The following is a 26,424-nucleotide window of genomic DNA, read 5'->3' as shown; positions in this document are numbered from 1 at the left end:
CAGGAATCCAGCCACGGCGCGTCTGCGCCGTGAGGAGGTCTCACCGGCCCAAGGACTTGGCCGCTGGATCCCTGTGACATACCGTGGGCGAAGCCTTAGGCTTACAGGGAAAAGGGTGGAGACTGCCCCTACGTCCCCTCCCGATGCACCTGGAACGGCGCCCAGGACTGGCTGACCGGCATGATCTCCAGGCTGTTGATGTTGACATGCGCCGGCAGCGACGACACCCAATAGATCGTCTCCGCGATGTCTTCCGGCTGCAGCGGGTTGGCACCGCCATAGAGCTTGTCATAGGCCGCCTGGTCTCCGCCTGTGCGCACCAGCGTGAACTCGCTTTCCGACATGCCCGGCTCGATCGAGGTGACGCGCACGCCCTTGGCCGAAAGATCGCTGCGAAGGCCGAGCGAAAACTGCCGGACGAAAGCCTTCGTCCCGCCGTAGACATTGCCGCCCGGATAAGGCCAGTTGGCCGCGACGGAAGCCAGGTTGACGATCAGGCCCCGGCTCTTGATCAGCTGCTCCAGCATGAGCCTCGTGATGGTGACGAGCCCGGTGATGTTGGTATCGATCATCGTCTTCCACTGGTCGAGATCGCAATCCTGAGCAGGCCCGGTGCCGAGAGCAAGTCCCGCATTGTTGACCAGCACGTCGATATCGGAAAAACCTGCCGGGATGCTGGCAATCGCCGCAGCCGTCGCCGCTTCTTCGCGGATATCGAACGGCAGGGCATGGGCGCGGTCCGCACCGCCGAGTTCCTCTACCAATCTGTCGAGCCTGTCCTTGCGCCGCCCCGTGATCACGACCTTCCAGCCCTCTTTGGAAAACCGGCGGGAGATCGCCTCTCCGAATCCGGCCGTTGCACCGGTTACGAGCACTGTCCTGTCGTTCATCAAATCACCCCTTCGGCTATCATCCGAAAGGCCTAGATCGTTTCCACCCGGCCTGCCAAGCCGACCGGAGCGAATTCCGGTTACTTTGCACCGATTGGCTGAAACAGGCGGAGAACTAAGCCTTCCTGGCCACCGATGCATCCCAAAGAATAGGCACCATACGCATCATTTTTCCGCATTTGCACAATAGCCTGCAACCTCGTGCTGAATTCACCGAGGCGGACAGTTTTCTGGTCAATATGCCGTTGTCAGCCGCCATCGGACATGGTTAGCTCGCCCTCAACATGAGCGGCAAAGCCGCCGGGGAACTGCCAGGGGAACTGGATGACGACATCAGACTTCCACCCGATCTCGGGGGTCGATCTGCCGCGTTTTGCCGGCATCGCGACCTTCATGCGCCTGCCGCACATTGCGCTGGACGACGCACGCCTGAGCGATGTGGAGATAGGCCTGATCGGTGTGCCGTGGGATGGCGGAACGACCAACCGTCCAGGCCCTCGCCACGCGCCGCGCCAATTGCGCGATCTCTCCTCCATGGTGCGCCACCAGAACGGCGCGACCAGGATCCGCCCCTACGACCTTGCGCGCTGCGCCGATCTCGGCGACGTCGGCCCGAACCCGGCCGATGTCGAGGATTCCATGCGGCGGATCACCGCCTTCTACGACAAGGTCCAGGCGGCCGGCATCATGCCGCTGACCGCCGGCGGCGATCATCTGTCGTCCTTGCCGATCCTTCGTTCGCTCGGCCGCGACAGGCCGCTCGGCATGATCCATTTCGACAGCCATACCGATCTCTTCCATTCCTATTTCGGCGGTTTCAAATATACCCACGGCACCCCGTTCCGACGCGCGGTCGAGGAAGGCCTGCTCGATCCCAAGCGCGTCTGCATGATCGGCATCCGTGGTCCGGCTTACGACTTCGAGGACCGCGATTTCGCCGATGCCGTCGGCATCCGCGTCATCCCGATCGAGGAGTTTCATGCCCGTGGCGTCGATGACGTGATGGTCGAGGCACGCGAGATCGCCGGAACCGACGAGACCTATGTCAGCTATGACATCGACTTCATCGATCCGGCCTTCGCACCCGGAACCGGCACGCCCGAAATCGGCGGACCGAACAGCTATCAGGCGCTGCAGGTCGTGCGTGCGCTGCGTGGTCTCAACATCGTCGGAGCCGACATGGTGGAGGTCTCTCCTCCCTTCGACCAGAGCGGCGCGACCGCCTTTCTCGGCATCACCGTCATGTTCGAACTGCTCTGCGTGATGGCGGAGGTCGTCAGCCTTCGTGGTGGAAAAGCCGGAGCGTCACAGACAGGAACACCGACCCAGGCATCGCCTGCAATGGCCAAGTAGCGGGAGGATTTGGGACGTAGGACTGATCGTAATTGCATGCTTCTGACATTCGAAATGCAGACTGCCGGCAGCAAATCCATTGCAGCCGATTACGAAGACAAGTCCGGGAAACCGGCGGGTACATGAACAATGGTCATCAAACCGGGAGCACTCCGATGAGCATTCTGAAATCACCGCTTACACGTCGCACGATCCTCAAATCCTCCGCCATCGGCGCCGGCATCCTGGCGGCACCGGCCGTCATTTCCTCAAGCGCGCTCGCCTCATCCGGCACGGTGAACTTTACCGGCTGGGCCGGCTATCCGGGCATGGTCGAAAAGGTCTTTCCCGCCTTCGAGAAAGCGACCGGCATCAAGGTGAATTTCACCGAACAGCCCGACCAGGACACGATGTTCGCACAGGGCAAGATCTCGCTCGAGACCGGCGCATCCGACATTGTCGAGCCGACGCTCGACCGTGTCTCCGCCTGGAATGCCAACGGCCTGATCCAGGGCTGGGACACGACCAAGCTGGCACTCGACAACTATGCCGAAGGCCTGGCCGATGGCTCGGCCGGCGAACGCGCGACGATCGACGGCAAGCGCATGATCGTCCCCTCCGTCTGGGGCACCGAGGCGCTGGTCTATTCGAAGGCCGAATTCCCGACGGAATACGGCAAGGCGAGCCTCGCCGACCTTTTCAATCCCGATGTCAACGTGACCGTCCGCGGCCATTCCGCACTTGCCGCCATGGGCCGCTGGCTGGATGCCGAAGGCAAGCTGCCGAAGCCGTGGATCGACAGCTACAAGGACGAGGCGACCATGGTCGAGCTGTGGGATATCGCGCTAGCCGAGGCGGTCAAGGCCAAGACCAACGTGGTGCAGTTCTGGAACGGCGAGAACGACGCTCAGGCTGCCTTCCGCACCAACGGCGCAGCGCTTGGCCTCTGCTGGGATTCGACCGGCTTCAACCTCGCCAAGGATGGCTACGGTTACCTCGCGCCGAAGGAAGGCGCGTTCGCCTGGAACCAGGGTCTGGTGCTGATGAAGAACGCCAAGAATGTCGAGCAGGCCCACGAATTCGCCAAATGGGTGTCGACGGCAGATGGCTCGGCACTCTGGGCCACAGCTTTCTCCGCCAACCCGGTCGGCAAGGGCGGCATCGACAAGATGGATGCCTCGGTTTCAGAATATTACAAGTCGAGCTTCCCCGGCGACGCAGTCGCCAAGATGTATTGGTGGCCCGACCAGACCGCCTGGTTCCTCGCCAAGCGCGGCGAATATGCCGACAAGTACAAGGCCGCCTGAGGGCAGCCTGACGACGCACTGAGCCCGCCTGCCTGGACCAATTCGGCCCCGGCAGGCGCGGCACATGCAGCATCCGGACGGATACAGAGGAAAAGCGGTCGATATGAGTGCCAGTGTTGAGCTACAGGACGTTTGCGCGGATTTCGGCGGATTTCGCGCGGTGGACCACGTATCGGTAGATATTCAGGCTGGAGAATTCTTCTCCTTCCTCGGGCCGTCCGGATGCGGCAAGACCACCATTCTGAGAATGGTCTCCGGTTTCATATCCCCTACCAAGGGCGTCGTGCGCATCGGCGGCAGGGACATGCGCGACCAGCGGCCGAACCAGCGGCCGACGGCGCTGATTTTCCAGAACCTGGCGCTGTTTCCACTCATGCCGGTCTGGGAAAACATCGCCTTCGGGCTGGAGGTACGTGGCATCGACAGGAAGGCCAGACGCAAGCGCGCCGAGGAACTGCTGGCGCTGGTCGACCTGCCGAATGCCGCCGACAAGTCGGTCGGCCAGCTTTCCGGCGGCCAGAGGCAGCGCGTCGCGATCGCCCGGGCTCTTGCCGTCGAACCCTCGGTCATGCTGCTGGACGAGCCGCTTTCGGCACTCGACCTGAAGCTGCGCCAACACATGCGCACCGAACTCAGGACGATCCAGAAGCGCACCCAAGTGACCTTCATCTACATTACCCATGACCAGGGCGAGGCGCTTGCCATGTCCGACCGGGTGGCGGTCATGTCCCACGGGCGCCTGCAGCAAGCGGCCCCGCCGCGCGCAATCTACGAAAACCCGGCGAACGGCTTCGTCGCTTCCTTTGTCGGCGAGAACAACATCTTCAGCGGCCGCCTCGCGGAACGCAACGGCACGCATGGCACATTCGTCAGCGATGACGGCGCCTTCCACGGCAGGCTCGGCCCCGGCGATCTCAGCGATCCGAAACTCTATGTCCGTCCGGAACACGTGCGCCTCACAAAGGCCGCCACCGACCACAACTCGCTGCCGGTGCAGGTGACGGACATCGCCTTCGAAGGCAATTTCATCTCCATCCACACGCAGGACAAGGCGGGCCGCATCATCGTGTCCGAAGCGCGCAACGACGGCAGCAGCGCCGTTCCGGCACGCGGCGAACAGATGTTCGCCATCTTCGACCGGGATCGCGCGATGATCCTGTCCGACGAAGCCAGGGCGGATCAGGCAGCATGAGCGATCTCCTGCGCCGTTACGGCCTGCCGCTGACCACGCTCATCTGCATTCTGGTGGTCTTCTGGCTTCTGGTCCTGGTCATCCTGCCGAACCTCTACCTGTTCGAGAACTCGTTCAGGCCCTACCTGCCGGTGGTGGAAATGGGCGGACCGAAGGATGTCTATACGCTCAAGAATTACATGACCTTCGTACGCAGCCCGATCCACATCACGGTCTTCGTCTCGACCATTCTCTATTCCTGCGTGGTCACGGTGATCTGTTTCCTGATCGCCTATCCACTTGCCTACTATTTGGCGAAGAAGGTCTCCGTCAGAAGCCTGCCGACACTGTTCCTGATCCTCACCATTCCGCTCTGGGTCAGCGAGATCATGCGATCCTTCGCATGGTTCATCATCCTGTCGCTCAGGGGACCGCTGAACTTCCTGCTGATCAATCTCGACATCATCGAGAGGCCGATCCGCTGGATGACCGGCTTTCGCAGCGTGATCATCGGACTCGTCTACACCTATGTCCTGTTCATGCTCTTCCCGGTCTATAACGCCATCCAGTCGCTCGACACCAACCAGATCGAGGCGGCAGAAGATCTCGGCGCGCCGTGGTGGCGCATTCACTGGCGGGTGGTGCTGCCCCATGCCAAGCCCGGCATAGCCTCCGGCTCCGTCATGGTCTTCATGCTCTCGGCCGGCTCGATCCTCGTGCCGACCCTGCTCGCCTCGACCAACTCCCGCTGGTTCACCGAGATCATCCAGCAATGGATGTTCGAATCCCTCGACTGGAACACTGGCTCGGCCTACGCCTTCCTGCTGCTGATCCTCTGCACGGTCTTCGTCACGGTGGTAATGAAGATTTTCAGGGTCAAGCTTTCCGACATAGCGAAGTGAGGCTGCCGTGACACAGAAGTCTGACTGGCTATTCCGTCTCTATCTCTGGCTCTTCCTGGCCTACATGCTGCTGCCGCTCGTCATCATGGGCGGCGCAGCCTTCAACGACAGCCGCTTCCCCTCCGTCTATCCTTGGCAGGGCTTCACCTGGACTTGGTTCATAGAGCTCTGGAACGACGCCCGCCTCCTGAACGCGTTCCGCAACACCATTTTCGTCGCGGTGGCGGTGGTGGCGCTATCGGTCCCGATCGGCACGGCAGCCGCCATCCTCCTCAACAGCGTCGCCGGCGTCGCCCGCACCGCACTCTACGGCATGATGGTCGCGCCGATCCTGATCCCTGGCGCTGTGATTGGCATTTCCACGCTTCTCTTCTGGAATACGGTGTCGGTTGCACCAGGCCTGCATCTCTCGGTGCTGGGACAGGTATCCTACATTTCGGCCTTCGTGATGCTTCTGGTGCTGGCGCGACTGCAGAGCTTCGACCGGTCACTTGAGGAGGCCGCGCTCGATCTCGGCGCCAGCCATGCGCAGGTGGTGCGACGCATCCTGCTGCCGCATCTCTATCCGGCGCTCGGCGCGGGTGCCGCCATCGCCTTCTTCCAGTCGATCGAGAATTTCAACGTCACGCTGTTCACCCGCGGTCCTTACGACACGCTGACGGTCTATGTCTTTTCGAAGGTCAGAAGCGGCATCACGCCGACGATCAACGCTCTGGCTGTCATCCTGATCGCAGTCACGATCATCGCCATCATCCTGGTCGAGCTCCGAAGGCGCCGAGCTGAGAGGACGTCGATCAGGACCGCAGCCGTCACGCAGACATAGCGTGAAACGAAAGCCTATCCGGAATTTGCCATGCTGGCGTTGTTGAGAAGTCCGCTGATCGCGGCAATCAGCTGTGCCGGCACGAAGGGCTTCTGCACCAAAATGCTGTTCGGCACACCATGCGAGGTCCATTCCGCCGCGCTATCGGCAGTGACATAGACCACCGGAATGGCTGCGAAGCGTTCGCGCGCGTGTCGGCCGACCTGCCAGCCATTGGCGCCCTTGCCGAGCCGTATATCGGTGATCACACCTGCAAATTGAGAGGAAGCATCATCGAGAAGCGCGAACGCCTCTTCGCCCGTCGAGACGGACGTCACCGTGAAACCGTTTTCCGTAAGCAATTCTTCCGCGTCCAGTCGCAGCAAATGGTCGTCCTCGACCAGGAGCAACTGAACTGACAAGTCCTCAGCCATAATCCGTCCTACCGGGTGCGCGGACAAACGTCATTCTTGCGCTGCACCCAATTTGCTGGCTCTCGTGCGAGTATATGCCAGCCCCGACCGCCTCTTTTAACGCATTCGACTTTAAGTAGTTCCGTAATCGATCGCTTCGGAGGAAAGATGTGCAGATTTGGTGCACAAATCGTTAGGGCGCGAGCGAGAGAGCGTTTACCGCCACCGCAAAGCACGCCCTGAGGGCACTGCATGCCATCGCGGCAGATGCAGCGTCCCTGCAGGAAATAGCTCGAATTATTGAAGGAATGCGAGGGCTGCCTCGGGCTGCACGGCATGGCGCCGCCATGCGCTCGGGGTTGTGCCGGTCACGCGGCGAAAAACCCGCGAAAGATGCGACTGGTCGGCCAGTCCGCAGTCGAGCGCAATCTCGCAAAGCGGCGCTTCGGTGTTGAGCATGCGCTGCTTGGCATGTTCCACGCGGCAGGCGACGATATAGCTGTGCGGGGAAATGCCGAAAGTCGCCTTGAAGGCCGTCGAGAAATAGCTGGTGCTGAGCCTGACCTGCTGTGCCAGTTCGTCCAGCGGAATGCCGTGGGAGATGCGGGCACCTATGTACTGCTTCACCTTCTTGACCTGCCAGGGCGCAAGACCGCCTGTAATGGCCGATTGGGCCGGTGGCGCGGATGGCTGCTGGGCAATATCGAGCAGATGCAGATGGGCGCCGCGGCTTTCGCCAAGGACGGCATGTTGACCACCGGACAAATTTTCCGAAATATTATCGTTGGAAAGGACGGCGTGAATTTCGCTCATTTCGAGCGGACGAACGTGGCGACTTACAACAGCGGCAGTGGCGGACATGATCGCTCTCCTAGGGACCTGTTGAATTATGACGGGTCCATATTGAGGGGCGTTGCATCGTTTCGATATTGTACATGAAGGGCGTTTTGGGACACCTGAGTTTTAGGGGCATATACCTCGGTATTATTGCTTGCCTCCAAAACCACCGCATAGGGTGGCGAAGCTGAAATCGTGAACGCGTCGCCGATAATGAAAACATGACGGAAAGCCCAATCATTTTGGTGGTCGACGATGAACCGCTGATCCGTCAGTCGCTCGATACATTGCTGCGTTCCGTCGGATATCAGGTGCGCACGTTCTCCAGCGCGCTCGATCTTTACGAAGATAACAGCCTGCCCCACGCCAGCTGCCTGATACTGGATATCAGGCTGCCGTTCACCAGCGGCCTCGACTTTCAGCAGCGGCTGACCGACCGCGGCGTCAACCTGCCGGTCATATTCGTAACCGCGCACGGCGATATCCCGATGACAGTTCGAGCCATGAAGGCCGGGGCAGCGGACTTTCTCTCAAAGCCGTTCCGTGACCAGGATATTCTCGACGCCGTTGCTTCAGCTGTCGAGAAGCACAGCGCATTTCTGGGATCGAGCAGAACGGAATCCGACATCAGGCTCCGCTTCAACCAGCTCTCTCCACGCGAGCGGCAAATCATGGCGATGGCAACCGCCGGCCTGATGAACAAACAGATCGCCGGCGAGCTTGGCCTGAGTGAGATCACCGTGAAGATTCATCGGGGCAAGGTGAGCCGCAAGATGAGCGCCAAGACTTTCGCAGATCTGGTAAAAATGGCGGAGCTTCTCGGCCTTTCCTATCCAAATCTGGGTAAATAAACCCGCGTATAATTTAACTTTCCCGTGTCGCGACGCATATTTGGGTAAATTCTAAAAAGCCGGATCCTCCGGAGATTGGTTACCCTCTTTGAAAGCGCCCGCAATCATCTCGATCATCGACGACGAGGAAAATATTCGGCGTGGAATCAGCAGTCTGCTGCGGTCGCTGGGATATGAGCCTCGCGCCTTCGCATCGGCTGAATCCTTTCTCGCCTCGACCGCGGTTGATTGCGCCTGCATCGTATCCGACGTGCATATGGACGGCATGAGTGGCATCGATCTCTTCCAGACGCTCACCTCTCGCGGCAGTAAGGTGCCGTTCATTTTCGTTACGGCCTTTTCCGACGAAGTGGAGCGCCTGAAGCTCGGTCATGACGTGCACGTGCTTCCCAAACCCTTCAAGGTTGATATCCTCATCGACTGTATCGAGAAAGCAACCCAGCCCGGTGGCTGAGACGAGCGAGGCCTTTCATGTGCACGCATCACAACTTCATCAGGACGGTGACACCGAAGACGCGCGGATGTGAAGAATGCCTCGAACAAGGCATGACATGGGTGCATCTGCGCCTTTGCCGCGAATGCGGCCACGTGGGTTGCTGCGATCAGTCCGAGGGCCAGCACGCGACGGTGCATTTCCGGCAGACCCGCCATCCGATCATCGAAGGATATGATCCGCCGGAAGGCTGGGGCTGGTGCTACATCGACGAGGAAATCGTCGACCTTCCCGACCAGACCCCGCAGGTCGGACCTATCCCGCGATACGCCTGAACCAGCACGGCTGGCTGCCTCAATGGGCGGTCGCGAGATACTGGTGAATGGCTGCGACGACGACCGATCCTTCCCCCACGGCCGACGCGACCCTCTTGACGGATCCGGCACGGACATCGCCGACGGCAAAGACACCCGGCTTGCTGGAAGCGTAAGGATGCCGGGTCGCGTCTTCCGACGACATCCCGGTACAGATGAACCCGCTGCGGTCGAGTTCCAGGCATCCGTCGAGCCAGTCCGTATTCGGCTCGGCGCCGATCATGACGAAGATGCTGGAGGCATTGCAACGGGATGTCTCGCCGGTCGACCGATCAACCCACGCAACCGCCTCGAGCGACTTCTCTCCCGAGAGTTCGGTGACCTCGCAGCCCTCGCAAAGCGTGATGTGAGGAGAAATGCGTATGCGTTGAACCAGATAGTCGGACATGGTCGCCGAGATCTTGTTGCGGACCAGCATGTGCACGTGACGCGCGGTGCGCGACAGGAACACCGCCGCCTGGCCGGCGGAGTTGCCGCCGCCGACGATGACCACCTCGTGGCCGGTGCAGATCTGCCCCTCCATCGCGGTTGCCGCATACTGGATGCCCTGCCCTTCGAACCTGGCGTAATCCGGTATGTCGAGCTTGCGGTAACGCGCGCCGGTGGCGACGACCACGGTTTTGGCAGTGACCTCCCGGCCATCGCTAAGCCCGACCACATAGGGAGCCTTGGAGCAATCGAGCGAAGCCGCACTTCGCGATACGCAAAGACGCGCGCCGAATTTCTGCGCCTGGATATGCGCGCGCCCGGCAAGCGCCAGCCCGGAAATGCCGGTCGGGAAGCCGAGATAGTTTTCGATCTTCGACGATGTCCCGGCCTGGCCGCCGGGCGCCATGGTTTCGACGACGAGCGTCTTGAGACCTTCCGACGCCGCATAGACAGCCGATGCGAGCCCGGCCGGGCCGGCGCCCAGCACGACGACGTCATAGACGGCGCCCTCATCCGGCGGCTCGAACAGGCCGAGTTCTTCAGCCAGCATCTCGTTGGTCGGTCGTTTCAGAACACCGTGGTCCGGCGTGATCAGGGCCGGCAATTCAGAAGTGCTGATGGCGAACCGCTCCATCACTTCCGTCGCCTGAGACTCGTGAAGATCCATCAGCGTGACGGGATAGAGGTTGCGGATGAGAAATCGCTGGATGCCCAGAAGCTCGCCGCTTTCCCGATGCCCTATGAGAATTCCGCCTCCCGTGGCATGCCGCACGAAGCCGGCGCGACGGAGAATATAGGAACGAATGATGGTCTCGCCGATATCCGGTTCGCCGGTGATCAGCGAACGGAACTTGTCGTATTTGACGCGCACCACCCGCGAACCGGCGCGGCAAATGCCCGAGAGCAGGATGCTGCGGCCGGTGAACATGTTCTGCTCGCCACTGAACTGGCCACGCTTGTAACTGTAGAGAAACTCCCGCCCGGTCAGCGGATTGTCGGCGAACATCTGCAATTCGCCATCCAGCACCAGCAGGAAATCGATCGAATGATCACCGCGACGGAAGACATAGGTGTCTTCTTCGACCAGTTCCTCTTCGCCATAAGGACGGACCCGGTCGATCATTTCGTCGGTCAGCGACGGAAAGGTCTGCGCCGGCCGGATCCACGGATCGGTCGGATCAAGAGGAAGATCGGGCATCAACTGCTCCCCGCCGCATCATCAACCAGAACTTGCAGATTTATCAAATAAAAAAGCGGCATCCGCAATACGGATGCCGCTTCATGGAAATGTCAGTTGTTGGTGTCGCGCAAGGTTTCGAACAGGAACCAAACGCGCTTCTCAGTTTCGTCGATCCAGTTTTCCAGCAGGCTGGCGGTAGCGACGTCACCATGCTCGTCGCAGACGTCATGCAGCGACCGCATGCTGGCGATCAGGCTGCCGTTATCGTCGCGCAGTTCGGCCAGCATTTCATGCGGGTGAACGAAATCCGCATCATTGTCGGCGATGCGCTGCTTGCGGGAAATGTCGCCGATCGAACGCAGCGTATTGCCGCCGAGTTTGCGGACACGTTCGGCAAGAGGATCGGTCATTGCCAGCAATTCGTCGCCATGGTCGTCGAGCAGCAGATGGTATTCGCGGAAATGCGAGCCGGACATATGCCAATGGAAATTCTTGGTTTTCAGATAGAGGGCAAACACATCCGCCAGCAGCGCAGTTGCACCCGCCGAGATATCCTTCACGGCCTCACTGCCAAGGCCTGTGGGGGTTCTCAGGGCAGCAGTGCGCCGCGACTTGGTTGATTGATCCATGGTCGTCTTCCTTTCCTGGAAATGAAATCGATTATGCCGTCCGCAGCGACGCCGGGGGGTCGCTGGCGGGGAATGTCTCCCGCAGCGCCTCGTCCAGATCCTCGTCTGTCTCCACATGCGGCGGCTCCGCCGTGGGCATGCTGAGGTCAACCGGCTCGGGCAGACTTTCGAGACCGTCGCGCAGATGGTCTTCCGCGTCCTGGCGCTTCTTCGTCATCGTACTGTCTCCGATCTTTCGGACGGGCGCACCGCCGACATAAGCAATGAATGAAACTGCACTTGATGCGTTCCCGACCCGGCAGGCAAACCTGTCGGAATAATAGGGAACGTGCGGATGTCTCCGCTTGGACAATCCCGCCGTCACCCCAGCTTGGGCAAAAACATCGGCCGGGCTCGACAATTGTCGGAAATGAGGGATGACCAAGCCGTTGTTGCGAGGCTATTCTCCGCCCAAAATATTGCATCTGCAACGAAGATTTTGCAATTTTAGATAGGCAGGGAACCAACTGTCTTCGACAAGACCGGTATGCATGTGCCAGTCTCCTCGTGGATGGAAAGGTTATTATGGGGATCAGGGTTTGCACGGCGAGTTGGTGACATGGATGCGCCGCAGCGACGGCCGCTTCGCACACGCGCGCAGCCAGCGTTATCGCGTGGCCGCCGGCGTAGCGCTCGGGCTGGCGATCTTTGCAGTAGATACGTTCACGACACTCGCCAGCGCTGTCGCCGTCCTCTATGTCCTCGTCATCGTGCTGGCTGGAGACCTGGGGAGCAGGAGCATCGTCCGGGGCACATCCGCCATCTGCGCGGCTTTGACCCTGGTCGGTTTTTTCTATTCCCATGGCGCGGACGCCGAATCCCAATCGACGCTGCGGCTGCTGTTCAGCCTTGCCGCCAATCTCGTCACCACACTTCTGCTCCTGAAGAACGTGGGCGACCGAACCATCCTGGAAGCACAGGCCCGCATGCTGGAAATGACCGGCGACGCGATCTTCCTGCGCGACCGGGCCGGGCGGATCATCTACTGGAACCATGGCGCCGAGATATTGTACGGCTGGACGCAGGAAGAGGCTGTTGGCCAGAAGGCGGAAGCATTGATCGAGGTCGGCTTCCCGCGATCCCGCACCGCCGCCGAGGCCGCGCTTGAAGCCACCGGGCAGTGGGAAGGCGAACTGAAGGTCCGCACCAAGGCCGGCCGGGAGCTGGACGTCCTCTGCCGCTGGCGGTTGCAGCGCGACATGCGGGGATCGATGCCGACGATCCTGGAAACAGCAGTCGACATCTCCGACCGCAAGGCAGCCGAGGCCGCCCTGAAAGCCAGCGAGCATCGTTACCGCACCATTTTCGAGACCCTTGCCATCGCGATCTGGGAAAACGATTTCCGCGAGGTCAAGGGAACGCTGGATGCCCTGCGCGATCGCGGCGTGATGGATCTGCGACCCTATATTGCTGAAAACCCGGAATTCGTATCCCGAATGCGCAGAGCCGTGCGCATCACCGACGTCAATGAGACGGCGCTGAGGCTGATGGCAGTTCCCTCCAAGGACCAGTTCTTTACCCGTCTCGACGAGTTCCTGCCCGACAGTGATGCTCGATTTGGCCAGTTCCTGGTCGGCATCTTCGAAGGGCAGACCGAGTTCCAGACGGAAACGGTCGTTCGCAGCCGTGACGGCAGAATGATCCCGATCCTTGTCGCCCTGAGCTTCCCGCCGGACGGAGAGGGATTGGACCGCATCCAGGCCAGCATCGTCGACATGACCGAGCGTTACGAATTCCAGGAGGCGTTGGAAGCGTCGCGGCAGGAACTGGAGCAGGCTTCACGCGCCGCAATGCTCGGGGAAATATCCGCATCCATCGCGCATGAGGTCAACCAGCCGCTCTCGGCGATCATGACCTTCGTGCAGGCCGGCATCCGCTGGATCAGCCGCACGCCGCCGGATGTCGACGAAGCCAGGTCTGCGCTGCAGGATGCCGTTACGGCCACCGAACATGCCGCGGAAGTGGTCAAGCGCGTCAGGCTGCTGCTCGGCAAGGCGAAATCCGAGAGCGCCGAAGTGGTGATCGACACGCTGGTGAGCGAAGCCCTGCGCATGAAGATAAAGGAACTGACGAGCGACGCCGTCCACCTGAGCCTTGCGCTCGGCGCGCCGTTTGCCTCGGTCCAGGGAGACCGGGTGCTTTTGCAGCAGGCGTTTCTCAACGTCATATCCAACGCGATGCAGGCGATGGACACGACCGCCATCGGCGCACGCGTCCTGCTGATCGAGAGCGAGATGGACGGGGAAAATGTCGTCCTTCGTTTCACCGATAGCGGCCCGGGGCTCGGCGCTCAGCCGCCGGAGAGCCTGTTCAAGCCCTTCAACACGACCAAGCCGAACGGCATGGGCCTGGGGCTCGCGATGTGCCGTTCGATCATGATGGCCCATAGCGGTACGATCGCCATCCGCGATCGCATCGACGGACGTGGCGCTGTCGTCGAGATCCGGCTGCCGCTTGCCTCCAGGGCCGCGATGCCCGTTTCCATCTCCGCCTGATCCCGTGTGACACTTCGACAAAATCGGCACGGCGGCAAAGCTTCGCGCGCCGTTATCGCTGAGGCAATCCGACGAAATGGATCAGCTGGGCAATGGGTCGGTCACGCGCCGTGAAGCATGTTCGCAGCGGAGAGACCAGAGACACGGCCAAGTGCGACGGCGGTCAGCAAGCCGTTGCCTGAGAGATAGCCGCTGGCGCCGCTGCCGGAAACACCACAGGCTGCCCCGCCCGCGGCAAACAGGTTCTCGATCGCCGAACCGTCCTGTCGGACGACGCGAGCCTGACCGTCGGTCGCAAGCCCACCCTGGGTGTGGAACAGGGCTCCGGTGACCTTCACCGCGCGATAGGGGGCGATAAGCCGAGGCACGCTGGCGAAATTGCGCCCGAAAGGATCACTTCGGCCAAGGCTCTTGCCTTCCTCGACGTCATTGAACGTGGACGACAGAGCCGCAGGATCGACCTGCATTTTCGCCGCCAGTTCCTCGATCGTGTCGGCCGCTACGATCGCCTTTGCCTGCTCCGCCTGGCGAAAATCCTCGAACTGTCGGGCGATATCGGCAATCCGTGCGTCGAACACGGTCCAGGCAATACCGTCTGGCTGCGTGAGCACGTTGGCCGCCTGTTCGGAATAGCCCTTGGCCTCGTTGGAGAAGCGCCGGCCCTCTGCATTCACCTGGAAACCGCCTTCCATGACCGTCGCCCAGCTGATCAGGATGCCGACCGGATGCGCCACAGATCCATGCCCCTGATGGCCGCCGAGATGGCGGGTCGCGGCATCGAGTGCCTCACCCCAGATCAACGCATCGCCCTGATTGCCAGGATGGCCGAAATAAGTCGCCTCGCGCATGGACGGGATGTGTTCGGCCACCAATGCCGGATTGCCGCCATAACCGTTGCAGGCGAGGATCAGCGCATCGCAACCGATCTCTTCCCGACTCCCGTCAGGCCGTTCCACCACGATGCCGCGGATCTCGCCACCAGCGCTCGCGATCAGTGTATCCACATGTGCGTCGGTGAGGATATCGATGCCGGCCTGTTCACAGGCGGTGCGTAGTCGGTCGATCAGCTCTTCGCCGGAGCGCGACGGTAAGCCGTGCATCCTCAGTTCCGAGTGCCCGGGATAGCGGAAATTATCGACCAGCGAAAACGGCAGGCCATGTGCTTCCGCCAGCCATTCCAGCGTCGGGCCTATGGTTTTCGTAACGAGGCGCACGAGATTTGGATCCGGTTCATCGTCAGCCTTGTGCAGGATGTCTGCGGCAAACGTCTCCGGCGTGTCAATGACGCCCGCCGCCCTTTGCCAGCGCGTACCGGGCGCCGGGATCAGCCCGGCCGACAGTGCCGTCGAGCCCCGCGGCACGGCATCCCGCTCCAGCACCAGCGGATCGATCCCTTCTGCCTTGGCCGAAAGTGCAGCCACCAGCCCCGCCGCGCCGCCGCCGATGATGACGAGCGGCACGCTCAGTTCGAATTCCCGATCCGAGAATTCGACCCGGCTCATTGCTCTTCGAACTCGGCGATCATTTCAGCCACCGTGGCGATACGGCTGACGGGCTTCAGTGCAGCAATCGCCGTCTCATGGGTCTCGACCGAGAATGCCGCCGAACCATCGGAAAGGGTGATCGTCTCGAAATCGCGGACATGCGCATCCCGCACGGTCGATGAGACACCGCCATTGGTGACGATGCCGCCGACCAGCAGCTTCTCGATGCCGCATTTGCGCAGGACCCATTCGAGCCGTGTCATGTAGAAGGACGAATAGGCGACCTTTTCCACGACAAGATCGGCCGGCGCCAGGCTGTCGATCAGGCTGTTGCCCCAGGTGCCGGGCGCAAAATCACCCTTGCCGAGGAAAGGCCGGAGCTCTTTCAGATGCGGCGAGATGATCGGCTCGCCACCCTTGGTCGGCACCAGTGTGAACTGGGCGGAGATGATATAGCCGCCTCGTCTGCGCATCACGTCGACCAGCGGCTTGATCCGCTCCGGCAGCGCTGCGATTTCCGGCGCGCCCTGCTTTGCCCGACCATAGGCACCTTCAGGTGCCAGAAAGTCGTTGGTCAGGTCGACGATGATGAGACCGGTCTTTTCGATCGGGATCGGATGCCCACTCATGCCTTACGCTCCACGATGACATTGCCATAGAGATCGACGCGCGCCCTGAACTCCGGCGAGACCACCGTCGTCGCATCCGGCTGCTCGAGGATCGCCGGCCCTTGAATCTCGCAGCCTTCCGGCAGTTCCAGACGGGCGTAGATCGTCGTGTCGTGCCAGCCGCCATCAAACCATACCTGCCGCGTCCCAGTCGTTGCCGACGAAACGGTCGTATCGGTCGGGGCCGACAGTGCCTTCAGATCAAAACTCGGGCGGATGCCGATGGCACTGGTTCTGAGGTTGACGATACGCACCGGCACGCCGGGCAGAAGCCGGCTGAACGACGCCTGATAGGCCGTCTCGAAAGCATTGCGGATCATCTCTGCCGAGACATCCGACTTTCCGCCCTCGACGCGTGCCGGAAGCGTCACCCGCACCGTATGCGTCTGGCCGACATAGTGCATGTCGAGTTCGAAGAGCGTATCGATCCGCTCCATGGAGAGACGCGCGTCCTCAACCACGGCTCGTGCCTTGTCTGCCTCCTCGACCATTCTTGTACCGACCGCCTCGATATCGATCCCGTCGAGAAAGATATTCAGCGTCTGGACCTGGTCATGGCGGATATCGGCGATGACGCAGCCGAGCGCCGAGGTGACGCCCGGATAGCGCGGCACGAGCGCGGCTTTGAGCCCCACATCCTTGATCAGCGCCGAGACATGCAGCGCCCCACCGCCACCGAAGGGCACGGCCGCGAATTTTTGAGGATCATGCCCCCGCTCGATCGACATAAGCCGGATCGCGCCCGCCATGCGGCTATCGGCGATCCTGACGATCGCTTCCGCCGCCTCCATGACGCCAAGGCCGAGCGGCTTTGCCACATGCTCCTCGATCGCCTTTTTCGCTGCTTCCACGTCGAGACGAGCAAGCTTGCCGCCGATCGGGCGGTCGGCATTGATGCGGCCGAGTACGACATTGGCGTCGGTCAGCGTCGGGCGGGTATTCCCCTGCCCGTAGCACACTGGCCCCGGCCGTGAGCCGGCACTTTCCGGACCGACCTGCAGAAGGCCGCCGGCATCCACATGAGCAATCGAGCCGCCGCCGGCGCCGATCGTGGTGATCTCGATCATCGGCGTGCGGATGACGAGGCCGAAATCGATCGTCGTCTGCGCCGCCAGCGCCGCCTTGCCGTCGGCGATCAGCGACACGTCGAAGGATGTTCCGCCGAGATCACCCGTGATGACATTCGGAAAACCCGCAGCCTCGGCGATTGCCGCCGCCGCGATCACGCCGGCCGCCGGACCCGACAGCGCGGTGCGCGCCGGAAGACGCCGCGCCGTCTCGGTGGACATCACCCCGCCATTCGACTGGACGATGTGGAAGCGCCCCGCAAAATTCTCGCCTTCCAGCGCCTTTTCCAGCTTGCCGAGATAGGAGCCGACGACCGGCTGCAGATAGGCGTTGAGCACCGTCGTCGAGGTGCGTTCGAACTCACGGATTTCCGGCAGGATCTGCGTCGAGCAGGCGACGTTCTCGTTGTGCCAGACGGCGCGCGCGGCAGCGACCGCCTTCTCCTCGTTCTGCGGATTGGCGAAGGCGTTGACGAAGACGATAGCCAGCGCCTCGGCGCCCATGGCTCTCAGCTTTTCGGCTGCCGCACGCACAGCCGCGACATCGACTTCCGCCCGCATCGTGCCGTCGGCCAGCGTCCGCTCCGCCACTTCCATGCGGAAATCGCGCTCGACCACCGGGACGAAGTCGCCCCACAGGCCCCAGGTATGGCGGCGGTCGCGGCGGCGCATTTCCAGCACATCGCGAAAGCCTTCGGTGGTGATCAGACCGACCTTGGCGCCCTTGCGTTCCAGAAGCGCATTCGTGCCGACCGTCGTGCCATGGACGATCGAATCCAGCCCCTCGATCTCGCCGAAACCCTTCAGGCCATCGAGAAAACCGACGGCCTCGTCGCCGCGGTTCGACGGCACCTTGTTGGTGCGGAACCGGCCCTGAGCTTCGTCGAAATAGAAGAGATCGGTGAAAGTCCCGCCGACATCGACGCCGACGATGGTTCCCAGATTGCTCACGCTGCCACTCCATTCCGCAGGTTGCCGGTGGCCTGCATGTCGATTTCACCATCCGTTCCGATCACCACACCGTAGAGCGCCTTTGCCTGGGCTACACTCACGAGACCGAGCTTGACGTCGTGCAGCACCTTTTCCGGGTCGCGCCGGTGGGGATCGCCCCATCCGCCGCCGCCGGGTGTTTCGAGACGGATGCGCTTGCCGGCCGGGAGTCGGAGATCGGTGATCTTGGAGGCCATCGGCGGCGACTTCTCGCCATCCTCGGTCTGCCAGAAGAAGCGGTTGAGCGCCGCGGGTTCGCCGCCCAGCACGCCGAAAGGCGCCTGCTTGCCGCGCTCGCCGAGCAGCGCCACGTCGCCGCCGCCCAGCAGTTCCAGCTCATAGACCGCACCAAAGCCGCCGCGATGCACGCCGGCACCGGCAGAATCCGGCCGAAGCGCCCACTGTGTGAACATGACAGGATAGGCCGCTTCCAGAATTTCGACAGGCGGAATGGTCGCCGTCGAGATGGGGTTGTTGGCGTGGTTCAGGCCATCGGAGACAGGATTGCCGCCGAGGCCGCCGCCGAAGAAGGAGAACATCACCCAGCGCGAACCGTTCTGCCGGTGACCGGCGACGGAAAGCGCGTTGATCGTGCCGAAGGGTGCCGCCGTCGCACGATCCGGATCGGCCTGCGCGATCGCGCCGAGCACGACGCCGATCAGGCGAAGGATCGTTTCGGTGTAGCCGGCAACCGGCTTCGGCGCATTGGCACCGAGCAGCGAGTTGTCGACGATGTTGAACGAGATCGGTCGCAGGCAGCCGGCATTGGCCGGGACTTCGGTGAAGATGTGCTTCAGCGCCACATAGCAGGCTGCGATCGTTGTCGAGCGCGAGATGTTGATCGGCCCCTGCGCGGCCTGGGTAGAGCGGGAAAAATCGAGCTCCATCGTGTCGCCGGAAATCGTCAGGTCGAGCGCGACCGTCAGCATCTCGTCGGTGATGCCGTCATTGTCGAGCACGTCCTCGAAACTGTAGGTCCCGTCCGGCATCGAAGAAATCGCAGAGCGCATCAGCGCTTCGGCACGGTTGGAGAAGGCTTCGAAGGACGCTTCGATCGTCTGCGCGCCATATTCCTCAAGCAACGCGCCAAGCCGCTTTTCGCCGAGATCGAGCGCATTGAGCTGACCGTTGAGGTCGCCCCAGTTGGACATCGGCACGCGCGAATTGGCCGAGATGATCTCGATGATGTCGTTGTTCATCTGCCCTTCGGAGATGAGCTTGACGACCGGAATGCGCACGCCTTCCTGAAAGCTTTCGACCGCCTTGGGATTATAGCTGCCGGCGACATTGCCGCCGATATCCAGCCAGTGGCCGACCGACGCCATCCAGCAAAAGAGCTTGCCGTCACGAAAAATCGGCCGCACGAGGCGGAAGTCGTTCAGGTGTGTTCCGCCTTCATAGGGGTCGTTGAAGATGAAGGTGTCCTTCTCCTTCAGCCCGCCGTCCCGCGCCACCTTGGCGATGACCGCGCGCACGGCAAATGCCATGGCGCCGACGAAGATCGGCAGGCCCGACGTGCCCTGCACCAGCGTATCGCCGGTCTCGGCATGGTAGATACCGTGGCAGGCGTCCTTGGCTTCCGCGATCGTCGGGTTGAAGGCGGAGCGATAGAGCGTCGCGTCCATCTCGTCGGCAATCTGTTCCAGCCGTCCCTTGAGGATGGCAAGCGTTACAGGATCAAGCGAACTCATGCCGCATCCTCATCTCTGTCCTTCGTGTCGTTCTTGTCTTCATAGGTGGCGCCGAGTTCCAGCATCTGCGGCGTGCCAATCAACGCGTTCAACCCGTTGAAATCGAACATCCGGCCGGCAAACGGGGCGTTCGAGCCGTTCTCGGCGAGCGACTGGTAATATTCGGTCGCGGTGCGGGCCATCGCCCGCACCACGCCGCCCGGAAAGATGACGATCTGGAAGCCCAGTTCGCCGAGTTCGGCGGCATTGTGGATCGGCGTCGTGCCGCCTTCGACCATGTTGGCGACAAGCGGTTTCACGCCCTTCAGCGCGCCAGCGATCGAACCGAGCTGGTCGCCGGATTTCGGCGCCTCGACAAACAGGATATCGGCACCGGCTTCGGCATAGAGATTGGCGCGTTCCATCGCCCGCTCGATGCCTTCCATCTGCAGCGCGTCGGTGCGTGCGATGATCAGCGTATCCTCGCTTCTGCGCGCATCGACCGCGGCGCGGATCTTGCCGACCATCTCGCCGGCCGAAATCACCGACTTGTCGTTCAGGTGGCCGCAACGCTTCGGCGTCGTCTGGTCTTCCAGCTGGATCGCTTGCGCGCCCATCTTTTCGAACAGCCGCACCGTCCGTTGGACGTTGAGTGCATTGCCGTAGCCGGTATCGGCATCGACGATGATAGGCGTCGACACCCGGTCCGCGATCATCGCGATCCGGTCCGCGACTTCCGCCATCGAAACCAGCCCGATATCCGGCCGGCCGAGATGGGTATAAGCGATCGCCGCGCCGCTCAGGTAGAGAGCCTTGAAGCCCGCGGATTCGGCGATCGACGCAGTCAAGGCGTCGAAGACGCCGGGAGCGACGACATTGCCCCCGCTCTTGAGAACTTGGCTCAGGGTCATGTGGTTTCTTCCTTGTCGTGTTTCCGGCTTGTCCGCCGCGTTCTTGTTGCTGCTACAGGCCGAGATAGGCCCGCTTGAGTTCGGGATCGGCCCGCAGCTTTTCTGCGTCTCCGGAAAGCGCCACGGCGCCGTTTTCGAGGATGTAGGCCCGGCTCGCGAGCTCCAGCGACTGCACCACGTTCTGCTCCACCAGCATGATCGGCAGGCCGTCATCGGACAGCCGCTTGATCAGCGAGAACATCTCTTCCACCAGCAATGGCGACAGGCCGAGCGACGGTTCGTCGAGGATGAGAAGTTTTGGCTCGCCCATCAGCCCGCGGCCGATCGCCAGCATCTGCTGCTCACCGCCTGACATCGTGCCGGCATATTGGCTGGTCCGCTCCTTCAGCCGCGGGAAGATCGCAAAGACCTTCTCGATATTGGCCTTGCGCACCGAACGCGGCCGGCAATAGCCGCCGAGTTCCAGGTTTTCCAGAATGGTGAGATTCGGGAAGATCTTGCGGCCCTCCGGCACATGGATCAGCCCTGCCTCGACGACACGTTTGGCACTGGCGCCGAAAATATCCTCGCCGTTGAACTTTATCGAGCCGCTGCGCGCCGGCATGACACCCGACAGCACCTTGTTCAGCGTCGTCTTGCCGACGCCGTTGGAACCGAGCACGGCGACGACTTCGCCCTGGTTGACGGAGAGGCTCAAGCCCCGCAGCACTTCGGTGCCGCCGTAACCGGCGCGGAGATCGGAAATCTCAAGCATGGGCCGCTCCTTCCGCCTGCATGCGGGCCGCGGCACCATGGCCGAGATAGGCCTCGATCACGGCCGGATCGGTGCAGACGACCTTCGGCTCGCCGCTGGCGATCATCTTGCCCTGAGAGAGCACATAGACGCTGTCGCAGAGGTTCATCACCGCCTGCATGATGTGCTCGATCATCAGGATCGTGACGCCTTCCTCGCGGATCTTGCGGATGATCGGCAGAACGTCGCGGATTTCCGACGGATTGAGACCGGCCAGCACTTCGTCGAGCAGCAGAAGCTTCGGCCGGGTCGCCAGCGCGCGGGCCAGTTCCAGCCGCTTGCGCCCGGCAATCGTGAGACCGGAGGCCAGCTTGTCGAGCTCGCGCCCGAGCCCGACTTTTTCGGCAACCTCGGTCGCCCGGCGCTTGGCCTCGGTCGGGTCCTTCGTGTGCAGATAGGCACCGACCGCGATATTGTCGCGCACGTTCAACCCGGCGAAGGGCTGGACGATCTGGAACGTGCGGGCAAGGCCGCGACGGGCGCGCAGATGCGGCTTCTCGGTGGTGATGTCGTCACCCTGGAAAACGACACGGCCTTCGTTCGGCGGCGAAAAGCCAGCGATCATGGCAAACAGCGTCGTCTTGCCGGCGCCGTTCGGGCCGATCAGCCCGGTGATCGAACCTTCCGGAACATCGATCGAGGCATTGTCGACTGCGACGAGACCGAAGAAGCGCTTGGTGAGATTATGTGCTTTCAGCATGGCTCTCTCCTCACACGATCTTCGGGCTGCTTGGCGGCCGGTTCATGCGCCGGCGATAGAGGTCGGCGACATAGCCGCGGACACCGTTCGGCGCAAAGGCGACGCAGAGGACGAGGATGATGCCGAAGACGACGAGATCGATGCCGGGTATCCCGCCCGAGAAGGACTTGGTGATCTCCCCCAGCCCAAGCAGCAGCACCGATCCGATCAGCGGTCCGGCAATCGTGCCCGCACCGCCGACGATTGCGGCAAACAGCGCCTCGATGGAGATCCACGAGCCGTAGGCGACATTGGCGTCGATGAACAGGAAGTTCTGTACATAGAGGCAGCCGGCGAGCGAGGTGATTGCCGCCGACAGGGTGATCGCCTGCATCTTGATGCGGAAGATGTCGACGCCGAGCGCCTGCGCCGCCTGATCGTTTTCACGCAGCGCGATCAGATAGGCACCGAAGGCCGAGCGTTCCAGCCAGCGGGTGAGGAACAGGCCGAGCACGACGAAAACGACGAGGATGAGGAAGAAGTAACGGCGATCGGCAAACTGCAAATCCCAGAAGCTGTTCTTCAGCGACACCATCATGCCCGATGCGCCGCCGGTGAAATCCCAGCTGTTGGCGAGAATGCGCAGGACCTCGGCGAAGGCGAGCGTGATGAGGGCGAAATAGGAGCCCTTGAGCCCTGCCCGGAAGCTGAGGAAGCCGATGAGGGCGCCGACCAGAGCGCCAAGCGCTACGCCGCAGACCAGCCCGATCCAGGCATTGATGCCGAATGTCGTCTGCAGGATCGTCGTCGTATAGGCGCCGGTGCCGAAGAAGGCCGCATGGCCGAAGGACGACAGGCCGCCATAGCCGCCGAGCATGTTCCAGCCCTGCGCGGTGAGCGCCACGATCATCATGAAGATGAACAGGTTGAGGATGTTTCCCGGCAGCCCGACGAGTGCCAGGACGGCGAGCAAGGCCAGAAACGCGAGTGCGAGGATGAGTTCGAAATTCTTGGTCATCCGCGTGCTCCGAACAGGCCGGTCGGCTTGACCAGCAGGACCAGGATGAAGATCAGGAAGATGCCGATCTGCCCGAGACTGTCGCCGAGGAAGAGGCTGAAGACCGCCTCCACGACACCGATCAGCAGGCCGCCGATCAGCGCACCGAGGATCGATCCCATGCCGCCGAGCACGACGATGGTGAAGGCGACGAGCACGAAGGCGGCACCGGTGGTCGGGCTGACATAGAAGGTCGGCATCAGCAGCCCGGCAGCGATCGCTAGGCACGCAGTGCCGAGCGCGAACGTCATGGCATAGACATGCGCGACATTGATGCCGACGAGGCTGGCACCCAGCCGTTCCTTGGCAACCGCGCGGATCGCCTTGCCAATATCCGTGCGGTTAAGCACGAACCACAAGAGCAGCGCCGTCAGCAGCGAGACACCCAGCCCGATGACGCGCGGCAGCGACAGAAGCAGCGGCCCGATCGGCACCACGCCGAAGGCGTAATCGGTGGCGATCGTCAGCGTGTCGGAACTGAATCCGGCAAGCAGCAGGTTCTGGATGACGATGGAAAGGCCGAGCGTCACAAGCAGGATGCCGTTGTCCGATCCATGGCTGGACGGGCCGATGATGAAGCGCTGCAAGGCATAACCGAGCGCAAACATCAAAGGTGTGACGATCAGGATCGCGAGATAGGGATCGAGGCCGAATTTTTCGAATGCCAGCCAGATCGCGTACATGGCGACAGTGAGAAGCGCCCCGTGGGCGAAATTGACGATGTGCAGAACGCCGTAGATCAGCGTCAGCCCGAGAGCGATCAGGGCATAGACCGCCCCGAGCATCAATCCGTTGGCCAGCGCTTCGAAGATGATGATCGGTGAATACATGAACTTCCCTTGCCGGACATTCCTGCCGAGTTCAGTTGCCGGGCTTGCATTGCCGGAGTTGTCCGGGGCGAAAGCGCCGCCCCGGACCTGCCGTAGTCAAAGGGATCAGCCGTTGGCCGGGAATTTCGGTTTCGCCTGGGCGAACTGATCCGGGTAAATGACCTTGATCTGGCCACCCTGGACCTGGGTATTGAGCGGCAGGGCATTGACGTTCTGGCCGGTCGCATCGAATTTCGACTTGCCGTAGGGCATGATGCCGCTGTCGAATTCGTTCTTCGAAAGCGCCTCGTTGATGGCGCCGCGATCGGCGCTCTTGGCGAATTCCAGCGCCTGCGCCGCCACCTGGATGACCGAATAGTTGATCGGCGTGTTGTAGGCGTAGAACTTGCCGGCGTCCTTGACGGCTGCCATCAGCTTGTCGTTTGTCGGGTTCTTGGGATCGCCCCAGTGGTTGACGTCCATGACGCCTTCGGCCGCTTCCGGGAACTCGCTGACGAACTTGTAGCTCGACGCCGCGCCGCCGAAGAGGGCGTATATGCCCTTCGGCTTGACCCGCTGCTGCTGCAGCGTGCGGGCAAAGAGAACGAATTCGTTGAAGTAATGCGACGGAATGATGAGATCGGGCTGCAGAGAGCGCAGGCGCAGCACGACATTGTTCATGTCACGGGCCGGCGTCGGATGGGAAATCGTCTCTACAACCTCGAAGCCGAGCTCCGGCAGGCGTGCCTGCATCAGCTTGGCAAGACCCGAACCCAGAAGGCCGTCTTCATGGACGATCGCGACAGTCTTGGCCGCCTTGCCGGAAGCATCATTGATCAGCACGAGGTTCTTCAGAGCCACGTCGGCTGCCATCGAGAAGCTCGGGTTGAAGCGGAAGACGTTTTTCAGGTTGCGGGTCATCAGCGCGTCGGACACGGCGCAGTCGATGATGAAAGGCAGCTCATAGCGGGCAGCCGCCTGGGTTCCGGTCATAGCGATGCCGCTGGCGAAACCGCCGACGACGATTGCCGCGCCATCTGCCTGAAGCTGTTCGGTCGCCTGCGCGCCGGCTTCCGCGTTGGAGCGGGAATCGCCGACCAACAGTTCGAGTTTCGCGCCGCCGAGCGCCTTGATGCCGCCGGCGTCGTTGATTTCCTTGATGGCATATTCCGCGCCGATCTTGGCGAGGTCGCCATCATTCGCGAATGCGCCGGTCATCGGCTGTAAGAGACCGATCTTGACCGTCGGCGCCTGCGCCCGGACGAGGCCGGGGGCGGCAAGCGTTGCAGCCAGCGCGCCGCCGGTCTGCAGCAGCGTGCGCCGGGATACGGAGTTCATGAGCGTCTTCATTTCTTCACCATCCTCTTGCCTGCGCGGGGGCCGTTTTCGCGCTCGCTCCGATAGACCTCGGACGTGGGGCTCCAGTGCCGGCTCCCTTCACTGCCCTTGCGTACGAGGTTCATTTGCAGGCTGTAGCGATCGGGACGGTAGAGGGCCTGGAGATATTCCATGCCCTGCCCGCCCTTCCCGTAGACGACGCGGGTCAAAGCGATGAGGGGCGAGCCCACACCGATGCCGAGCGCCTCAGCCACTTCCGGATTCGCGAGGACCGCACCCACTTCCTGCCACGCGGTTTCGGTCTTCAGACCGGATCGCTCGATCAGTTCGAGAAGGGCAAGATTGGCGAGATCATCGCGAGAATAACCGCGCCCGATACGCTCGGGCACGTAGGCTGTCAGATAGGAGAAGGGAACGTCATCGAATGAACGGACGCGCACGGATTTCTGCACGCGTTCGTCGTCTTCGAGGCGAAGCGCCTCGGTTATTCTTGCAGGTGCCTCGACATATTCGAACGAGATGAGCTTCACGGCCGTCGACCGCCCCATCTCGATCAGATGCGCAAAGGCATTGGAAAGATCGGCCGTCACCGGCTGGCCGAAGACGGCACCCTTGATATAGGTGCCGGACCCGACCCGTTTTTCGACGAGATCTTCCCTTGCAAGCAGATCGAGCGCCAGCCTGATGGTGACGCGCGAGACTTCGTATTGGCCTGCGAGCGCAAGCTCGCTGGGCAGCCGCGCACCCGCCTTCAACTCTCCCGAAACAATCCTGTCACGGAGCAGAAGATACACTTTCTGTGTCTTTAGCGGTTCCGTTGCCGGCCTCAAGCCAGTTCCCCAATCTATCTTATTTTTAATACAGCTTTTGTATA

General features: G+C 61.8%; 26 protein-coding genes. 9 read left to right on the top strand and 17 right to left on the bottom strand.

Features of this window, described 5'->3' with window-relative positions; genetic code table 11:
• Positions 1–128 precede the first annotated feature (128 nt).
• Positions 129–890 (bottom strand): SDR family NAD(P)-dependent oxidoreductase, encoded by a 762-nt coding sequence (locus BM216_RS10420; protein WP_092998794.1) that lies wholly within the window; start codon positions 888–890, stop codon positions 129–131.
• A gap of 324 nt (positions 891–1,214) precedes the next feature.
• On the opposite strand from BM216_RS10420, the gene BM216_RS10415 reads away from it, so the two are divergent.
• The 5 genes from BM216_RS10415 to BM216_RS10395 all read left to right on the top strand — a co-directional run bounded on the left by BM216_RS10415 (position 1,215) and on the right by BM216_RS10395 (position 6,425).
• Entirely contained in the window at positions 1,215–2,243 is a 1,029-nt protein-coding gene (locus BM216_RS10415) for an agmatinase (RefSeq protein ID WP_092998792.1), read from the top strand.
• A 155-nt stretch (positions 2,244–2,398) separates the two neighbouring features.
• Complete coding sequence (locus tag BM216_RS10410; protein WP_177230757.1) at positions 2,399–3,529, top strand: extracellular solute-binding protein; 1,131 nt, start codon at positions 2,399–2,401, stop codon at positions 3,527–3,529.
• Between the two features lie 103 nt (positions 3,530–3,632).
• Entirely contained in the window at positions 3,633–4,721 is a 1,089-nt protein-coding gene (locus BM216_RS10405; RefSeq protein WP_092998788.1) for an ABC transporter ATP-binding protein, read from the top strand.
• Positions 4,718–5,602 (top strand): ABC transporter permease, encoded by an 885-nt coding sequence (locus BM216_RS10400; protein ID WP_092998786.1) that lies wholly within the window; start codon positions 4,718–4,720, stop codon positions 5,600–5,602. The genes BM216_RS10405 and BM216_RS10400 overlap by 4 nt, the downstream gene beginning before the upstream one ends.
• Positions 5,603–5,609: 7 nt before the next feature.
• Complete coding sequence (locus BM216_RS10395) at positions 5,610–6,425, top strand: ABC transporter permease (protein ID WP_210217033.1); 816 nt, start codon at positions 5,610–5,612, stop codon at positions 6,423–6,425.
• A gap of 14 nt (positions 6,426–6,439) precedes the next feature.
• Here BM216_RS10395 and BM216_RS10390 read toward each other — a convergent pair whose 3' ends face one another.
• Positions 6,440–6,838 (bottom strand): response regulator, encoded by a 399-nt coding sequence (locus BM216_RS10390; protein ID WP_092998784.1) that lies wholly within the window; start codon positions 6,836–6,838, stop codon positions 6,440–6,442.
• A 276-nt stretch (positions 6,839–7,114) separates the two neighbouring features.
• A complete protein-coding gene (locus BM216_RS10385; protein WP_092998782.1) occupies positions 7,115–7,678 on the bottom strand; it encodes a helix-turn-helix domain-containing protein in 564 nt (187 codons plus the stop codon).
• Positions 7,679–7,875: 197 nt separating this feature from the next.
• On the opposite strand from BM216_RS10385, the gene BM216_RS10380 reads away from it, so the two are divergent.
• The 3 genes from BM216_RS10380 to BM216_RS10370 all read left to right on the top strand — a co-directional run bounded on the left by BM216_RS10380 (position 7,876) and on the right by BM216_RS10370 (position 9,273).
• Positions 7,876–8,505, top strand: coding sequence for a response regulator transcription factor (locus tag BM216_RS10380; RefSeq protein ID WP_092998780.1), 630 nt, complete (start codon positions 7,876–7,878; stop codon positions 8,503–8,505).
• An 88-nt stretch (positions 8,506–8,593) separates the two neighbouring features.
• Complete coding sequence (locus BM216_RS10375; RefSeq protein ID WP_092998778.1) at positions 8,594–8,959, top strand: response regulator transcription factor; 366 nt, start codon at positions 8,594–8,596, stop codon at positions 8,957–8,959.
• A 17-nt stretch (positions 8,960–8,976) separates the two neighbouring features.
• Complete coding sequence (locus tag BM216_RS10370; RefSeq protein ID WP_092998776.1) at positions 8,977–9,273, top strand: UBP-type zinc finger domain-containing protein; 297 nt, start codon at positions 8,977–8,979, stop codon at positions 9,271–9,273.
• Positions 9,274–9,292: 19 nt separating this feature from the next.
• On the opposite strand, the gene BM216_RS10365 is transcribed toward BM216_RS10370, so the two are convergent.
• The 3 genes from BM216_RS10365 to BM216_RS10355 all read right to left on the bottom strand — a co-directional run bounded on the left by BM216_RS10365 (position 9,293) and on the right by BM216_RS10355 (position 11,767).
• On the bottom strand, positions 9,293–10,939 hold the full coding sequence (locus BM216_RS10365) for an FAD-dependent oxidoreductase (RefSeq protein ID WP_092998774.1): 1,647 nt from the start codon (positions 10,937–10,939) through the stop codon (positions 9,293–9,295).
• A gap of 92 nt (positions 10,940–11,031) precedes the next feature.
• The gene (locus BM216_RS10360) at positions 11,032–11,550 is read right to left on the bottom strand and encodes a Dps family protein (RefSeq protein WP_092998772.1); all 519 of its coding nucleotides are present in this window, start codon (positions 11,548–11,550) and stop codon (positions 11,032–11,034) included.
• A 31-nt stretch (positions 11,551–11,581) separates the two neighbouring features.
• A complete protein-coding gene (locus BM216_RS10355; RefSeq protein WP_092998770.1) occupies positions 11,582–11,767 on the bottom strand; it encodes a hypothetical protein in 186 nt (61 codons plus the stop codon).
• A gap of 385 nt (positions 11,768–12,152) precedes the next feature.
• Here BM216_RS10355 and BM216_RS10350 point away from each other — a divergent pair, with 385 nt between their 5' ends.
• Complete coding sequence (locus BM216_RS10350) at positions 12,153–14,084, top strand: PAS domain-containing sensor histidine kinase (RefSeq protein WP_177230756.1); 1,932 nt, start codon at positions 12,153–12,155, stop codon at positions 14,082–14,084.
• A 101-nt stretch (positions 14,085–14,185) separates the two neighbouring features.
• Here the strand turns inward: BM216_RS10350 and BM216_RS10345 are convergent, their stop codons facing one another.
• From BM216_RS10345 to BM216_RS10295, 11 genes are all read right to left on the bottom strand, one after another.
• Positions 14,186–15,586, bottom strand: coding sequence for an FAD-dependent oxidoreductase (locus BM216_RS10345; protein ID WP_092998766.1), 1,401 nt, complete (start codon positions 15,584–15,586; stop codon positions 14,186–14,188).
• The gene (locus BM216_RS10340) at positions 15,583–16,197 is read right to left on the bottom strand and encodes a cysteine hydrolase family protein (RefSeq protein WP_092998764.1); all 615 of its coding nucleotides are present in this window, start codon (positions 16,195–16,197) and stop codon (positions 15,583–15,585) included. Before BM216_RS10340 ends, BM216_RS10345 begins: the two co-directional genes overlap by 4 nt.
• Entirely contained in the window at positions 16,194–18,254 is a 2,061-nt protein-coding gene (locus BM216_RS10335) for a hydantoinase/oxoprolinase family protein (protein WP_092998762.1), read from the bottom strand. Before BM216_RS10335 ends, BM216_RS10340 begins: the two co-directional genes overlap by 4 nt.
• Positions 18,251–19,984 (bottom strand): hydantoinase B/oxoprolinase family protein, encoded by a 1,734-nt coding sequence (locus BM216_RS10330; protein WP_092998760.1) that lies wholly within the window; start codon positions 19,982–19,984, stop codon positions 18,251–18,253. Before BM216_RS10330 ends, BM216_RS10335 begins: the two co-directional genes overlap by 4 nt.
• Positions 19,981–20,874, bottom strand: a complete 894-nt coding sequence (locus BM216_RS10325) for an isocitrate lyase/PEP mutase family protein (protein WP_092998758.1) — start codon at positions 20,872–20,874, stop codon at positions 19,981–19,983. Before BM216_RS10325 ends, BM216_RS10330 begins: the two co-directional genes overlap by 4 nt.
• A 52-nt stretch (positions 20,875–20,926) precedes the next feature.
• Positions 20,927–21,628 carry an ABC transporter ATP-binding protein gene (locus BM216_RS10320; protein WP_092998756.1) on the bottom strand — a complete coding sequence of 234 codons (702 nt, stop codon included), beginning with the start codon at positions 21,626–21,628 and terminating at the stop codon, positions 20,927–20,929.
• A complete protein-coding gene (locus BM216_RS10315; protein ID WP_092998754.1) occupies positions 21,621–22,367 on the bottom strand; it encodes an ABC transporter ATP-binding protein in 747 nt (248 codons plus the stop codon). Before BM216_RS10315 ends, BM216_RS10320 begins: the two co-directional genes overlap by 8 nt.
• A 10-nt stretch (positions 22,368–22,377) precedes the next feature.
• The gene (locus BM216_RS10310; protein ID WP_092998752.1) at positions 22,378–23,364 is read right to left on the bottom strand and encodes a branched-chain amino acid ABC transporter permease; all 987 of its coding nucleotides are present in this window, start codon (positions 23,362–23,364) and stop codon (positions 22,378–22,380) included.
• Entirely contained in the window at positions 23,361–24,233 is an 873-nt protein-coding gene (locus tag BM216_RS10305; RefSeq protein WP_092998750.1) for a branched-chain amino acid ABC transporter permease, read from the bottom strand. Before BM216_RS10305 ends, BM216_RS10310 begins: the two co-directional genes overlap by 4 nt.
• A 105-nt stretch (positions 24,234–24,338) precedes the next feature.
• Positions 24,339–25,562, bottom strand: coding sequence for an ABC transporter substrate-binding protein (locus BM216_RS10300; protein ID WP_092998748.1), 1,224 nt, complete (start codon positions 25,560–25,562; stop codon positions 24,339–24,341).
• Positions 25,559–26,344 (bottom strand): GntR family transcriptional regulator, encoded by a 786-nt coding sequence (locus tag BM216_RS10295; protein ID WP_244530140.1) that lies wholly within the window; start codon positions 26,342–26,344, stop codon positions 25,559–25,561. Before BM216_RS10295 ends, BM216_RS10300 begins: the two co-directional genes overlap by 4 nt.
• Positions 26,345–26,424 lie beyond the last annotated feature (80 nt).

It is taken from the genome of Rhizobium sp. NFR07 (assembly GCF_900111905.1).
Classification (GTDB): Bacteria; Pseudomonadota; Alphaproteobacteria; order Rhizobiales; family Rhizobiaceae; genus Neorhizobium.
The sequence above is the reverse complement of the archived record's forward strand: the minus strand, read 5'-3'. Positions and strand labels throughout refer to the sequence as shown.